The sequence below is a fragment of the Streptomyces sp. NPDC020845 genome (assembly GCF_044334165.1).
Taxonomy (GTDB): domain Bacteria; phylum Actinomycetota; class Actinomycetes; order Streptomycetales; family Streptomycetaceae; genus Streptomyces.
On the sequence record NZ_JBIRSJ010000019.1, the window covers coordinates 1 to 13,689 of the forward strand.

At 70.6% G+C, this 13,689-nt stretch carries 11 protein-coding genes and 2 pseudogenes; 4 read left to right on the plus strand and 9 right to left on the minus strand.

Annotated features, from left to right (window positions below):
- From ACH4U7_RS41020 to ACH4U7_RS41035, 4 genes and pseudogenes are all read right to left on the minus strand, one after another.
- A pseudogene (locus ACH4U7_RS41020) lies at positions 1–270 on the minus strand (hypothetical protein); the annotation flags it as partial.
- A gap of 15 nt (positions 271–285) precedes the next feature.
- Positions 286–1,935: a glycoside hydrolase 43 family protein gene (locus tag ACH4U7_RS41025; protein ID WP_398532880.1), complete on the minus strand. Its 1,650-nt coding sequence runs from the start codon at positions 1,933–1,935 to the stop codon at positions 286–288.
- Between the two features lie 308 nt (positions 1,936–2,243).
- Positions 2,244–2,756: pseudogene (locus ACH4U7_RS41030) on the minus strand (TerD family protein); the annotation flags it as partial.
- Positions 2,755–3,690: a DMT family transporter gene (locus tag ACH4U7_RS41035; protein ID WP_398532881.1), complete on the minus strand. Its 936-nt coding sequence runs from the start codon at positions 3,688–3,690 to the stop codon at positions 2,755–2,757. The gene ACH4U7_RS41035 and the pseudogene ACH4U7_RS41030, both read right to left, overlap by 2 nt.
- 74 nt (positions 3,691–3,764) lie before the next feature.
- Between ACH4U7_RS41035 and ACH4U7_RS41040 the strand changes: the two genes are divergently transcribed.
- On the plus strand, positions 3,765–4,616 hold the full coding sequence (locus ACH4U7_RS41040) for an AraC family transcriptional regulator (protein WP_398532882.1): 852 nt from the start codon (positions 3,765–3,767) through the stop codon (positions 4,614–4,616).
- Between the two features lie 18 nt (positions 4,617–4,634).
- Here ACH4U7_RS41040 and ACH4U7_RS41045 read toward each other — a convergent pair whose 3' ends face one another.
- Positions 4,635–7,076 carry a glycosyl hydrolase family 95 catalytic domain-containing protein gene (locus tag ACH4U7_RS41045; protein ID WP_398532883.1) on the minus strand — a complete coding sequence of 814 codons (2,442 nt, stop codon included), beginning with the start codon at positions 7,074–7,076 and terminating at the stop codon, positions 4,635–4,637.
- Positions 7,077–7,155: 79 nt separating this feature from the next.
- Positions 7,156–8,037, minus strand: coding sequence for a helix-turn-helix transcriptional regulator (locus ACH4U7_RS41050; protein WP_398532884.1), 882 nt, complete (start codon positions 8,035–8,037; stop codon positions 7,156–7,158).
- Positions 8,038–8,260: 223 nt separating this feature from the next.
- Between ACH4U7_RS41050 and ACH4U7_RS41055 the strand changes: the two genes are divergently transcribed.
- Entirely contained in the window at positions 8,261–9,010 is a 750-nt protein-coding gene (locus ACH4U7_RS41055; protein WP_398532885.1) for an SDR family oxidoreductase, read from the plus strand.
- An 83-nt stretch (positions 9,011–9,093) separates the two neighbouring features.
- The gene (locus ACH4U7_RS41060; RefSeq protein ID WP_398532886.1) at positions 9,094–9,339 is read left to right on the plus strand and encodes a tautomerase family protein; all 246 of its coding nucleotides are present in this window, start codon (positions 9,094–9,096) and stop codon (positions 9,337–9,339) included.
- Positions 9,340–9,359: 20 nt separating this feature from the next.
- Here the strand turns inward: ACH4U7_RS41060 and ACH4U7_RS41065 are convergent, their stop codons facing one another.
- From ACH4U7_RS41065 to ACH4U7_RS41075, 3 genes are all read right to left on the minus strand, one after another.
- Complete coding sequence (locus ACH4U7_RS41065; RefSeq protein ID WP_398532887.1) at positions 9,360–10,226, minus strand: alpha/beta fold hydrolase; 867 nt, start codon at positions 10,224–10,226, stop codon at positions 9,360–9,362.
- Between the two features lie 189 nt (positions 10,227–10,415).
- A complete protein-coding gene (locus ACH4U7_RS41070) occupies positions 10,416–12,263 on the minus strand; it encodes an amidohydrolase family protein (RefSeq protein ID WP_398532888.1) in 1,848 nt (615 codons plus the stop codon).
- 126 nt (positions 12,264–12,389) lie between these two features.
- Positions 12,390–12,956, minus strand: a complete 567-nt coding sequence (locus ACH4U7_RS41075; RefSeq protein ID WP_398532889.1) for a TolB family protein — start codon at positions 12,954–12,956, stop codon at positions 12,390–12,392.
- A 208-nt stretch (positions 12,957–13,164) separates the two neighbouring features.
- On the opposite strand from ACH4U7_RS41075, the gene ACH4U7_RS41080 reads away from it, so the two are divergent.
- The gene (locus tag ACH4U7_RS41080; RefSeq protein ID WP_398532890.1) at positions 13,165–13,572 is read left to right on the plus strand and encodes a hypothetical protein; all 408 of its coding nucleotides are present in this window, start codon (positions 13,165–13,167) and stop codon (positions 13,570–13,572) included.
- Positions 13,573–13,689 lie beyond the last annotated feature (117 nt).

Below are 13,689 nucleotides of genomic sequence, written 5' to 3' on the forward strand. Positions count from 1 at the left end.
ACCGTCGCCGAGCTTTCCGGCGGCCACGGCGGCCCCGAAGTACCGCCCGGACTGGGCCGCCTGAGCGCCCAGGGTGGACGCCTGAACGGAGTCAGAGGCAGCGCCGGAGTCAGCGGCAGCGGCGGAGCCAGCGGCAGTGGCAGTGGCGGAGCCGGCAGGCGTCGCGGTGGCGGGTGTGGCCGTCGCGGTCCCGGCCACCGCCATCACGCCGGCGGCCAGCAGCCCTAACGCCGAGGCTCGGCGTCGGCCGGATCTGATCAGAGGGGTCATGTCTCTCCTCGAGGGTCAGGGCGTGCTCAGTTCGAAGCGTGCGATTCGCACCGAGCCGCCGAGCGCCTGGGTGGCGTAGTTGAAGAGGGCGTAGCGATATCCCATGAAGAACCGCCAGTCGTTGCCCATCGTGAAAGAGGGCCCAAGGCGGGTGAAGGTGGTGCCGTCCGTGCTGTACGAGAAGGTGCCGGGCCGGGCGGCGCCGGGGCGGATGTCGGCGGTGGCCCGTAGCCAGATGCGGCCGCCGGAGACGGCCGCGCTCGCGGCCTCGGTGCCGGTGCCGGTGGTGTTCCAGTTGGTGTCCATGGTCAGGCCGTTCACCATCACCACCCTGGTCGCGCCGCCGTCACGTTTGACGCCGATCCATGCGGAGGAGTCGCGCAGGAGCGCGAGGCCCGCCCGGTCTCCGTCCCTCATCGCGGAGTAGTCGAGCTGGATGGTGGCGGTGGAGGTGGGCCCCTGGATCCGGTGGGTGAGGGTGTTGCGCGCCCAGTACAGATCGCCCGTGACCGTCGCGGTCTGGAGCGTCAGACTGTTGTTGACCGACCACTTGCTGTTGTCGGGGTTGTGGTTCCACTCCCACTTGGGCTTGAGGGTGGTGCCGTCGAAGGTGTCGACGCCGATGAGCGGGGTGACCTGGCGGGGCGGGGCCGGGACGGCAGGGCTGGGGTACGAGGCGCCCCAGGCGCCGCCCACGAGCTGGATGGTGGGCCAGCCGTCCGAGGTCCAGGTGATCGGGGCCAGGACGGGGATCCGGCCGCCGGGGTAGGCGTCGACGAAGGCCATGTAGTGCCAGGCGCCGTTCTGCGTCTGCACCAGTCCGCCCTGGTGAGGCACCCCGCCGCCGGAGACCGGGCCGCGCAGGTCGAGGAGGACCTGCCGCAGCGTATAGGGCCCGAAGGGGCCGCTGGTCGACTTCAGGATGTACTGGCCGTTGGCGGGGCGGGTGAGGAAGATGTAGTAGTTCCCGTTGATCTTGTAGAAGCGGGAGCCCTCCAGGGTGCCGATGCTGGAGGGCGTGGAGAACACCTGCTGTGTGCGCACCTGGGTGCGTCCGTCGGCGGAGAGCTGGGCCACGCTGATGGTGGTGTTCCCGTATGCCACGTACAGGGTGTCGTCGCTGTCGACGAGCAGACCCGCGTCGTAGTACGCGTTGTCGATCGTGGTGAGCCTGGACCAGGGCCCTTCGACGGCGGTGGCGGTGTAGATGTACGTCTTGGCGAAGTCGATCTGGCCGAGCCAGTAAAATGTCCTGTTGCTCGGGCGGTAGGCCAGCGACGAGGCCCAGATGCCCCGGACATAGCCGCGCGCCCCGTTGAGGTCGTACTTGGCGCCGAAGTCCAGGACCGGCACCGAGTGTCCGGCGAACTCCCAGTTGACCAGGTCGTACGAGCGCAGGATGGGCGCCCCCGGCGAATAGTGCATCGTGGAGGCCGAGTAGTAGTAGGTGTCCCCGACGCGGATGATGTCGATATCGGCGAAGTCCTGCCAGATCACCGGGTTGGTGTACGACGCGGCAGCGGCGGACGGGCCCTGCGTCTCGGCCGCGCGGGCCGACGCCGTGGCGCGCGGGGCGGTGGTCATGGGGACTGCGGTCGCGGCGATCAGGCCGGTGGCCGTCGTCAGCGCTCTCCGACGACTGTGAGGGTGATGGGTCCATGACATATGACGCACTCCCTTGCGCTGTGGGACCGCTCCCACGGAAGGGTGCGGGGCGGCGGGAAGGCTTTGCCGGTATGGGGGGTGTTGGTGCTGCCTTACTCGGTTCGCGCTGTACGCCCCGGTCTGGCGGCACGTCGTTCGGCATGTCGAATGGCGGCCGGTTATCCGGACGTTGAGGATGATAGGTGACTTGCCGGAGGCGTCAATACCTCTCGCACCATCTGGCACTGCGGCACCATGCCGCGCCGACGAAACCAGCGATGTTCCGAGGGAACACCGCTGGGCAGAAGCCGACTGTGCGGGCGTGGCCAGACGTTGACGCCGTAGTCCTTGGCGATCCCGGCGAGTCCCGTCGCGTAGCCCTGGCCGATGGCGCGGAACTTCCACTCGCCGCCGCGCCGGTAGAGCTGGCCGAACACCATCGCGGTTTGGTCGTATGCGTCCTCGGTCAGCTCGTAGCGGCACATCTCCACGCCCGTCGCCTGGTGGACCACGCGAATGTACGCGTCACGGATCCGGCCGAAGGTGATGGCCGCCCCGCCCTGGTTGTGGACCGACACCATGAACACCACGGACTCGGCATGCGCCGGAAGCAGGTTGAAGTCCACGGCGATCTGCTCGTCGTCACCCTCGCCCTCACCGGTCTTGTTGTCGCCGGTGTGGCGGACCGAACCCTCCGGTGTGGCCCGGTCGTTGAAGAAGACGAAGTGCTGATCCGACAGAACCCGGCCATCGCCGCCCAGGGCCAGCGCGCTCGCGTCCAGGTCGTTGATGGAGTGTCGAGGGGTCGTTCTCGGCCATGCGGGGCGCCCCGGCGCGTGCTCACGTGGTCGACCTGCGGGTGTGCAGGCTCAGCACGGCACCCGCCATCAGCAGCAGCGCCCCCGTGCCCTGCACTCCGTCGAACGACTCGCCCATGAAGAGCGTGGCGCACACGGTGTTGACGACCGGGACCAGGAACATCATGAGAGAAGCCGATGCGGGCCCCACGGCCGCGATGCCCCGGTAATACAGCAGGTTGGCGACGGCGGCGGCGCACACGGCGAGATACGCGGCGTTCAGCCACACCCCGGTCGGCAAGTCGCCCCAGCGCACGTCCGGCAGATCGGGCACGGCGATCACCCCCAGGAGGACGGCGCCCGCACATGTGGCGTAGGTCGTGGCCCGCAGCGGCTCGATACCGGCCAGCACCCGCGGCCCGGCCAGGGTGTACGCGGCCCAGCACACCGCACTGAGGAGGAACAGCGCGTCCCCCGCGAGCCGTGTCGAGTCACCGCCCCCGGACGAGGTGCCGCCCGCCCCCAGAAAGAAGACCACGGCCCCGGCCAGCCCCGTCCCGAGCCCGGCGATACGCGCCGCCGAGGCCCGCTCACGCCGTACCGCCAGCAGAAAGGCGCTGGTGAGCACCGGGCTCATGACCGGGATGAGAATGCCGGCGTCCAAGGAGGGCGCCAGCGACAGCCCCCAGAAGAAGAACGCGTTGTACGCGAATACGCCCAGCACCCCCGCCAGCGCCGCGCGCCACCCGTGGCGCGCCGCCACCTCCGTCCGCCGTCGGCCCCCGGACACCCGTCGGCCCCCGGACACCTGTAGGGCCAGCAGCAGCGCGAGGGCCCCACCGCCGAAACGCATCAGCGCGGCAACGGTGTGCGGCATATGGTCCACCACCGACTTGGAGCTGGAGAAGGCGCTGCCCCACAACACCATGGTGACGCCGAGGAGCGCATAAGGACCGCTCAGGCCCTGTTTCGATGCCATGCCCCCACCCTGGCCACCCGCCCCGCGCCTGTCTTGAACGCTTGTGCGCCCACCATGTGCAGCACAATGAGGCCATGGGAACGGAACAGAGCTGGGTGCGCTACTGGCGGGACGGCTCGTCTCCGTTGGAGGCGATGCAGGCCCACTTCTTCGACCATGTGTACGCGCCGCACAGCCACGACACGTACTCCTTCGGCATCACTGACGTCGGCGCCCAGCGATTCCACTGCCGCGGTGCGGCTCACACCAGCGGCGCCGGGATGGTGATGGCCTTCAACCCGGACGATGTGCACGACGGCCGGGCCGCCGCGGAACTGGGCTACCAGTACCGCATCGTGCACATCGGCCCCGAGCTGGTGCGCGACGTGCTCACCGACGCGACCGGCAAAGGCGCCGCGGCCATGCCCTTGTTCGGGCAGCCCGTCCTTCACGACACCACGCTCACCGGCGCGCTGGCCCGCCTCCACGCCGTGCTCAGCGGACCCGCGGACCCCGGCGTACGGGACGAATGCCTGACCGCGGCCGTGCTCGCGGCGGCCCGCCGCGGCGCCACCCGCGCCCCCCGCCTCCGCGCGGAGTCGGCGAGCGCCCAGCGTCAGATCGCCCGCCGGGCCGTCGCCCTCCTCCGCGAGTCCTGCCTCGAACCATCCCTCACGCCACTGCCCGCCGCCGCTCTGGCCGAGGCGATCGGCTGCAGCCGCTACACCCTCTACCGCTCCTTCCGCACCGAATACGGCCTGGCCCCCAGCGCCTACCAGCGCCAGCTCCGTCTGCGCCGCGCCCGCGACCTGATGGCCACGGGGATCAGCCCCGCCGCCGCGGCAGCCGCCACCGGCTTCGCCGACCAGGCCCACTTCACCCGCTGGTTCCACCGCGCCTACGGCCTGACCCCGGGCACCTTCCACCGTGCGCTGGGGGTCGGCTAGCCCGGGCCGGCCGGGCCGTCAGGCGGGGGTGAGGCGGTACGTCACGCCGGGCTCGGTGTCGAACGAGGTGAGGTCCGGCTCGGGGTGGTCCGTCTGTACGGGCTGCCCCTGCGCGGTGACCTTCAGGCGGGTCGTCGCCCGGACCACGGCGCGGGTGCCGATACGGGAGTGCAGCCGGCAGTCGGCCGGGGTGGCGTTGCTCCAGGTGAGATCCACCTCGAAGCCACCGCGGGCCATAAGCCCGTGAATTCGCCCGTTGGGGAGCGAGGGAGGCAGGGCGGGCAGGAGGTGGAGTTCACCGGCGTGGGACTGCAGCAGCCACTCCGTGATCCCCGACGTGGCGCCGAAGTTGCCGTCGATCTGGAACGGGGGGTGCAGATCGAAGAGGTTGGGTGCGGTGCGCTCGGGCGTGAGCAGGTCGCCCAGCAGTTTGAAGGAGCGGTCGCCTTCGAGGAGACGCGCCCAGAAATTGATTTTCCAGGCCAGTGACCAGCCGGTTCCCGCGTCGCCGCGCTGCTCCATGGTCCTACGGGCCGCCGCGAACAGTTCGGGCGTCCCGCGCTTGGTGATCTGGTTGCTGGGATGCAGACCGTACAGATGCGAGATGTGGCGGTGGTTCTGCTCCGGGGCGATGGCGTCCCAGTCCTCCTGCCACTCCTGCAGCTGGCCCTGGGCGCCGATCTTCATGGGTGGCAACTTCCCGCGCACGGTCTTCGCCTCGGCCCGCATGTCCGTGTCCTCGCCGAGCAGTTCGGAGGCGTTGACGAAACCGTCGAACAGATCGCGCAGAATCTGGTTGTCCATCGTCGGCCCCGCGCAGAGCGACACATCCGGGTGGTGGGCGTGTTCGGGGGACATCGACGGGCAGGTGACGAGGTGGCCGCTGGACGGATCGGTGACCAGGGTGTCCAGGAAGAACAACACCGCACCCCTGAGCACCGGATAGCGCTCGCGCAGCGCCTCCTTGTCGCCCGTGAACAGATAGTGGTCCCAGATACCGGTGGCCAGCCAGGCCCCTCCGGTGGGCCAGGTGCCGTAGAAGGCCTGGTCGCAGGGGGCGGTGCCACGCCAGCCGTCGACGTTGTGGTGGGCGACCCAGCCGCGTGCCCCGTACTGCGTCCGGGCGGTCCTCGCGCCCGACACCGACAGGTCGGCGAGCATGTCGAAAACCGGCTCCCAGCACTCCAGAAGGTTGGTGACGGGGGCCGGCCAGTAGTTCATCTCGGTGTTGATGTTGATGGTGTACCGGCACGACCAGGGCGGGCTGAGCAGATCGTTCCAGATGCCCTGAAGGGTGGCCGGCTGGGCGCCCGGCCGCGAGCAGGAGATCAGCAGATACCGCCCGAACTGGTAGTGCAGGGAGACCAGTTGTGGATCGAAGGCGGAGGAGAAGTTCTTCACCCGCTCATCGGTGGGCAGCTTCGCCGCATCGGTCGACCCCAGATCGAGCGTCACCCGGCGGAACAGCCGCCGGTAGTCGTCGATGTGGCGCTTGCGCAGCGTCGTGAACGGGACGTCGGAGGCGGCGTTGAGCGGGGCGGCGGCGCGGGCGGTGTGGTCGCCGGTCGGGTTGCCGAAGTCCGTATAGCTGGTTCCGATGGACACCAGCAGGGTGATGGAGTCGGCGCCGGCCACCGTGAGCTTTCCGCCCTCACTGCCGACCGTGCCCCCCTCCGCACAGGCGCGGGCCAGCGCCCGGAACCGTACCTGACCGGTGATACCGCTCCGGGTCTGCCCCGTGCCGTCGATCGCGACCGTGATCCGGTCCGGCGAGGAGCCGGTCACGCTCTGAGGGCTGTCGAAGGCGGCGGTGAAGGAGATGGAGCCGGGAGTGTCCGCGGTCAGCCGTAAGGCGATGACCTGGTCGGGATGGCTGGCGATGACCTCGCGACGGTAGGTGACGCCGCCCTGCGTGTAGCGGACCGAGGTGATGGCGGAGTCGATGTCGAGCTCACGGCGGTAGCCGCTGACCTCGCCCTGGGCAGAGAAGGTCAGCCGGAGATCGCCGACCGTCTGATAGGGCAGCTCGGAGAGGGGGTTGCCCATGAAAGTGCTGTCGATCAGGGCCTGGGCGTCGGCCCATTCACCGGCGAAGACCCTTCTGCGGATCTCGGGAAGGTTGCTCAGCCCCTGAGGATTGGCCGGGTCGTACGGGCCACCGGCCCACACCGTGTCCTCGTTGAGCTGGAGCCTCTCGGTTTCGGTGCCGCCGAACACCATGGCGCCGAGCCGTCCGTTGCCGATGGGCAGCGCCTCCAGCCACTCGGAAGCGGGCCGCGGATACCAGAGGGTGAGCTCACCGGGGAGCGTCGTACCCTCGGCCGTGTCGTCCGGCGTGGCGTCGGTCGAGGTGTCCGATGTGGCGCCGGTCTGCTCGGCGGCGTGGGCAACGCCGGACGGGAGGCCGGCCGCACCGGCCGCGGTCGCTGTGGACAGGGCGAAGAAATGTCTGCGGTCCATGGACACAAGACTCAATTCATCGGATGTCTGCTGTCAACACACCCGGAGCGGCGGTACGTTCCGACGATGAGCGGCTGGGTCAGGGCTTCAGCCGCTCGAGTCCGTCCGCGCCGGCCGTCGTGGTCGTCATCTCCTGCGTGCCGATGACGGAGAGCAGTTCCAGCTGGGCCGCGCCCTCGGTGCCGGGCTGGGCGCTGAACCACAGCAGGCGCTGGCGGCCGTCCTCGCTGAACAGGCTGTGACAGTCCAGCTCGATCAGGCCCAGCGCCGGGTGGATGATGCGCTTGTGGTCGGCCCGCCGCAGGGCGACGTCATGAGTGTCCCAGAGGGCGGCGAACTCCGCGCTGCGCCGGCGCAGCGCGGCCACCAGCCGGGCCACCTCGGTGTCGCTGCCGCGCCGGGCGGCGACCGCCTGGAGGTCGGCGACGAAGACCCGGGAGTGGTGGGGGTGGTCCTCGGGCGGGTAGATCGTACGGGCCTCGGGGTCGGTGAACCAGCGGTAGACGAGGCTTGTCGCGGGGCCGCGTACCGCCGGGGGCCGGCCGATGAGCGCGGCGGCCAGGGGGTTCTGCACGAGGGTCTGGTGCAGATCGGTGATCACCTGGGCGGGGGTGGTGGCGAGCCGGTCCAGCAGACCGAGCAGGCCGGGCTGGACATGCGCGTTCGGGCCGTGTGTCGCGGGCGGGACCGGCCGGTCGGCGAGGTGGAACAGATGGTCGCGCTCGTCGCCGTCCAGCCGTAGCGCCCGGGCGAGCGCGGCCAGCACCTGCGCCGAGGGCTGCGCGCCGCGCCCGCGCTCCAGCTCGGTGTAGTAGTCCGCGGACAGCCCGGCCAGCTGGGCGACCTCCTCGCGCCGCAGGCCCGGCACCCGGCGCCGGGGTCCGCCGGGCAGACCGACGTCGGACGGGCGGATCCGGTCGCGCCTGGATTTGAGGAACGCGGCGAGTTCGGCATGCTTCACGCCCCCATCGTCGCGCGTACCGGCGGGCTGAGCCAGGGGTTGAGAACCCCAGGGTGGAGACAGCCCTGGCTGACCCAGGAACGCCGGGCCACGCTGGAGCACACCGGCAGGGCGCCGTCGGCTCGTCGGCCCGCTGACACGGGACACCGGCACCGACACCCCTACGCCTTGCGCCATGAACCATCCGACGTTCCATCCCCGTCATCACCTTGCAGGAGTCTGCATGTCCACCCAAGAAACCCCGACGAACCGCGTCGCCATCGTCACGGGCGGTTCCCGTGGCATCGGCCGCGGGGCGGTGACCCGGCTGGCCGCCGACGGATACGCCGTCGTGGTCGGCTACGCGGGCAACCGCGATCAGGCCGAGGCCGCCGTCAAGGAGGTCATCGCCGCCGGAGGCAGGGCGGTCGCCGTCCGGGCCGACGTCGCCGACGAGCGGCAGGTGGCCGAGCTCTTCGACACCGCGGAGGCCGAGTACGGCGGCGTAGACGTCGTCGTCCACGCGGCAGGCCGCACGTATCTGGCCCCGATCGCCGAGCTGGACCTGGCGGAGCTGGACGCGCTGCACCGCACCAACATCCGCGGCACCTTCGTCGTCGCCCAGCAGTCCGCCCGGAGGATCCGCGGCGGCGGTGCGCTCATCACCTTCTCCACCTCCGTGGTGGGCCTGGCCTTCCCCCGCTACGGCGCCTACAGCGCCAGCAAGGGCGCGGTCGAGGCACTGACCATGGTCCTGGCGCGCGAGCTGCGCGGCCGGGACATCACGGTCAACACCGTCGCCCCCGGACCCACCGCCACGGAGATGTTCTTCGACGGCAAGGACGAGGAGACCGTTGCCCGGCTGGCCGCCCAGCCCCCGCTGGAACGCCTCGGCACCGCCACCGACATCGCCGAAGTCGTCGCCTTCCTCGCCTCACCGGCCGGCCACTGGGTCAACGGCCAGGTCGTCCGCGCCAACGGCGGCATCATCTGACGGCCACGCCGCCCCGTACGAACGTTTCACCCCCGTACGCCATCTACGTCATCACCACCCGAACAACCCGAAAGAGAGCCACCGTGCCGTTCGCGAACTTCAAGGTCCCCGCCGGATCCCTCGACGAGAAGCAGAAGGCGACGATCGTCACCCGCGCCACCGAGCTGTACGTCGAGATCTACGGGGAACGTGCCCGCGCCACCACCCTGGTCCTGGTCGAGGAGGTCACCGACGGCGGCTGGGGCATCGGCGGCAACGTCCTGACCCTCGCCATGCTCCAGCAGGACCCCGAGCAGCAGGACCCCGAGCAGCAGGACCCGCAACACTAGAGAGCCCTGCCGACCCGGCCTCACCGTCCGGGTGCTTTGCCGAGAAAGGCCCGGACGTGGTCGGCGACCTCCTCGAGATGGCTTTCGAGCAGGAAGTGGCCGCCGTCCACGAGGTGGACCTCGGCGTCGGGCACATCGTCTCTGAAGGCCGTCGCTCCGGCCGGCCCGAAGATCTCGTCATTGCGGCCCCAGACGGCGAGCAGCGGGACCCGGCCGGCCCTGAGATAGGCGTGCAACCGCGGGTAGACCTCGAGGTTGGTGATGTAGTCGCGGAACAGCTTGAGCTGGACCAGGTCGTTTCCCGGGCGCTGGACGAGCGCGGCATCGTGGTGCCAGGCGTCGGGGCTGACCAGGCTGGGGTCCGGGACGCCGTGCAGATACTGCCACTTGATGGCCTCAAGGCCGAGCGCGGGCCGGAGCGCGGCCTCGGTCTGCGGATTCGGATCCTTGGCGTAAGCCCAGACAGGGGTCCAGAATTCCTCGACGAAGCCGGCCTCGTAGCCGTTGCCGTTCTGGCTGACGATCGCGGTGACGGCGTCCGGATTGTCGAGCGCGAGTCGCCAGCCGATGGGCGCGCCGTAGTCCTGGACGTAGAGCGCGTACCGGTCGACGCCGAGTTGGGCGAGCAGACCGGCGGTCAACTCCGTCAGCGCGTCGAAGGTGTAGTCGAAGGCGTCGACTTCAGGAGCGTCGGACAGGCCGAATCCGAGGTGGTCGGGGGCGATGAGGTGGTAGCGATCGGCGAGGGCCGGGATGAGATGGCGGAACATGAACGAGCTGGTCGGGTAGCCGTGCAGAAGCACAAGGGTCGGGGCGTCGGCCGGTCCGGCCTCCCGGTAGAACAGCCGCTGCCCCCGTACGGTGGCGTAGCGATGGTGAACGGCCATCCGATCCGACCTCCTGCCCAGGGGATCCCGGAGCAGTGCCCATCCACTTGGCAGGCTGAGCGAATCTCTCACCGACGGCCATTTCAGCCGGGGTGGCCTGGCGGGCCGGAGAGCGGGTGTGCGGCGTGCGCGGACACCAGGTGTCGATCGCGCACGCCGCACACGCGGGGGCCGGGACGGGGAGGCGGCTCAGCAGCAGGGGCCGGGTGCGTGCTCCTCGCGGTGCCACCAATACCGCTCCCGGGCCGGGCCCTGGGGCACGTCCTCGGCCCTCGGTGTGGCCTTGGCGGCGGCCTTCCCCTTGTCGGAGGCGTTCCCCTTGGCGGCGGCGTTACGAGCCGCCCCCGGCCCCTCGGCCACCAGCTCGTCCACCGTGTGCACCACGCCGCCGACCACCACCTGCCGCACCGCCGCGGCCGCCGTGATGTCGTTCAGCGGGTTGCCCTCCACCAGTGCCAGGTCGGCCAGCTTCCCCGGCTCGACCGTGCCCAGGTGGGCGCTCATGCCCAGCACCCGCGCGCCCGTCACGGTGGCGGAGCGCAGCGCCTGGTACGGGCTGGCGCCGTAGCGCACCATGGTCTGCACATTCAGGTGGTAATAGATGGCCGGGGGCACCAGCGGGCTGTCGGTGCCGACGCCCACATGTGCCCCCCGCTCCAGCAGCCCGCGCAGTGTCGCCCCGTGCCGGGCGGTGAAGGCCAGCTCGTCGGTCGGCTCGTTCTGCTGCGCGTCGGCCACGCCCTTACGGAAGTCCTCGTACTCCAACATCAGCGACGTCAGCCGCCGGTCGCCGACCGCCCACTGGGCGTACCGGTACAGCGCGGCACGGGTGGCGGACAGACCCGCGCCGGACAGTCCCAGCGTCGGAGTGAACACCATGCCGGAGGCGATCAGCGGCTCGGTCACGTCCTGGTAGGTGTGGCCGAGGTGGGTCTCCTTCTGCCGGCGGCCGTAGCGGCTGGTGCCGCCGATGTGTTCGACGCCGTCGGCGCCGAAGCAGAGCGGGCCGAACAGGTAGTGGGAGGTGAGGGGCAGACCGAGGCGGTGGCTCCCCTGTACGGTGGCGCGCTGGAGCGCGTACGGCCACCGCACATACGTCTTGAGCAGGTCGTGGCCCAGCGCCTCGGCCTTGGCCACCTCCCGCGCCACCTCCTCCTGGCTCGTGGTGGGGCGGCCGACGCCGTAGTAGGTGCGGGTGCCTTCGAGCGCGTCACCGGCCGCGAAGAGGCGTGGCCCGATGCGGCGCCCGGAGTCGATGGCCTCCTTGGTCTCGACCGATGTGTAGTGCGCGCCGCCGGGTGAGCGCAGCGTGGTGACGCCGAAGGACAGCCACAGCTTCAGGGTGGCGGCCAGTGGCCAGGGCGCGTGCTCGTGGAGGGCGATCAGGCCGGGCATCGCGGTCAGCTCGCGGGCGTCGACGGTGCGGTCCCCGGTCACGGCCCCGCGCGCCACGACCCGCTCGATGCGGTTGTCCTTGATGACGATGTCCACGTCGCGCCGCAGGGTCTCGGCCGTGCCGTCCCAGAGCGCCCCCACCTGCACCACCGTGCGGCCGGACTGTTTGGCCTGGCGCCAGGTCAGCCCGGTGGGGACGGTGGTGGCGCGGCCCGTGCGCACATCGGCGAGGCGCAGCCGGCCGTTGGAGAGATAGAGCAGCGATTGCCCGTCGGCGCTCCAACTGGGGCAGTCGGCGGTCTCGCCGTTCAGCTCGCGGGCGGTGCCGGTCGGCCGTCCGGCGGAGTCGAGGGTGCTGAGGTGCACCGTGCCGCCGAGCACATAGGCGGTGTACGTACCGTCGGGCGAGTGGACGGGCCCGGCGTCGATGCGGTTCGCGAGGGACTTTCCCGGCACCGGCTCGTCGTAGTGGGTCTCGCCGCTGGTGAGGTCGATGGTCAGAATGCGGTTGGAGCCCTCGCGGTAGCGGGGCGTGGCGGGCACCAGCGCGGCGCACGACAGCTTGGTGCCGTCGGCGGAGAAGGTGGCTCTGTTGGCCCCGACGGGCGTGACCGTGCGTACGGTGCCGGAGGCGACGTCCACGGTCTGCACGATGCTGGCCCAGAAGGAGAACGCGACGGTCTTGCCGTCGGGGGCGAAAACGGGCCCGGAGAGCTGACCCTGAAGGCTCGTCAGCCTCCGGTTCTGGCCGCTGTCGAGGTCGTGGAGCTACAGATCGGCCGCATGGCCGCCCCGGTCGCTGACATACACCAGGGTGGATCCGTCGGGGTGCCAGGCGGGGTCGCTGTTGATGTTTCCGTCGGACACCACGGCCTTGGGCGTGGAACCGATGCGGCCGACCCAGATGTCGCCGAGCGCGGCGAAGGCGACCTGTTCGCCGTCGGGCGACAGACTCGGCCCGACGATGCCCCTGACCTCGCGCGGCGCGGTGGAGTCGAAGTCCCGGGCGGCGGGCCGCTCGGAGACGCGCGGCACGGTGAGATGGACGGTGAAGGGGATGTCCTTGACCGAGCCACCGGTGACCGGCCGCCGGCGGATCTTTCCGTCGGCCGTGTAGAACACCTCGCCGTCGGAGGGCCAGCGCGCGGCGAACGGGAAGACCTCCTCACCGTCGCCGGAGACGACCTTCCCGTCGACGACGAGGCCGGCGGACGAGGAGGTGAGGTGGACATACGCCAGCTTTGTACCGTCGGGGGACAGGGACGGCCCCGCCACCCGCCCCTCGGTGACGGTGACGAGCGTGTTGCGCTTGCCGTCGGCGTCGACCTGGACCACGGACTGCGGGGCGTCGACCTTGCCGCTGGTGAAGACGATGGCCTTGCCGTCGGGGCGCCAGAAGGGCTGCGCCTCCTGGACGGTGGCGTCCGTACCGGAGGTCCAGCGCTTGCTCTCGCCGGTGTCGAGGTCGAGGACGTGGATCGCGTAGTGCCCGTCCGTCTCGCGCGTACGCGATCCGCTTGCCGTCAGGCGAGAAGCGGGGCTCGTGGTGGTCGATGTCGCCCTCGGTGAGCCGCCGGGCCTCGGAGCCGTCCGCCCGGGCGAGCCAGAGGTGGAAGTTGCCGTCGGCGTACGACTGGTAGACCAGGTGGCGGCCGTCGGGCGAGAAGTCGGGTTCGCTCGCCTCCTGGTCGATATCGGTCAGCCGGGTGGCCTCGCCGCCCTGCGCCGGGAGGGTCCACAGCAGGTTGAACAGGTCCATGACGATGGTGCGGCCATCGGGGGAGAGGGCGGCGGACGCGTTGGTGGCCTGGCCGACGGTGATCTGCCGGGTGTCGCCCTCAGCCGCCTTGCCCTGGGCCGCGGCCGTCTCGGTGGCGAGGCCGGCCAAGGGTCCGCCCAGCCACAGGGCACCGGCCCCGACCGCCACCTTGCCGCTCTGCTGGATGAGTGATCTGCGTGATAATTCCAACGCCCTGTCCCCTTGCTCGAATTTCGGCTCGGCAGGCCCAAAGCGCGGCGTAGCGCGCGAAAGGGACCTGCGGCAGCAGGGTGACACGGAAGCCTAAAA

What these genes read in the sequence shown, in the direction of transcription:
- ACH4U7_RS41065 (WP_398532887.1), bottom strand. Translation starts at nt 10,226, where the DNA reads ATGGCCGTTCACCATCGCTACGCCACCGTACGGGGGCAGCGGCTGTTC.
- ACH4U7_RS41035 (WP_398532881.1), bottom strand. Translation starts at nt 3,690, where the DNA reads ATGGCATCGAAACAGGGCCTGAGCGGTCCTTATGCGCTCCTCGGCGTC.
- ACH4U7_RS41055 (WP_398532885.1), top strand. Translation starts at nt 8,261, where the DNA reads ATGTCCACCCAAGAAACCCCGACGAACCGCGTCGCCATCGTCACGGGC.
- ACH4U7_RS41040 (WP_398532882.1), top strand. Translation starts at nt 3,765, where the DNA reads ATGGGAACGGAACAGAGCTGGGTGCGCTACTGGCGGGACGGCTCGTCT.
- ACH4U7_RS41045 (WP_398532883.1), bottom strand. Translation starts at nt 7,076, where the DNA reads ATGGACCGCAGACATTTCTTCGCCCTGTCCACAGCGACCGCGGCCGGT.
- ACH4U7_RS41025 (WP_398532880.1), bottom strand. Translation starts at nt 1,935, where the DNA reads ATGTCATGGACCCATCACCCTCACAGTCGTCGGAGAGCGCTGACGACG.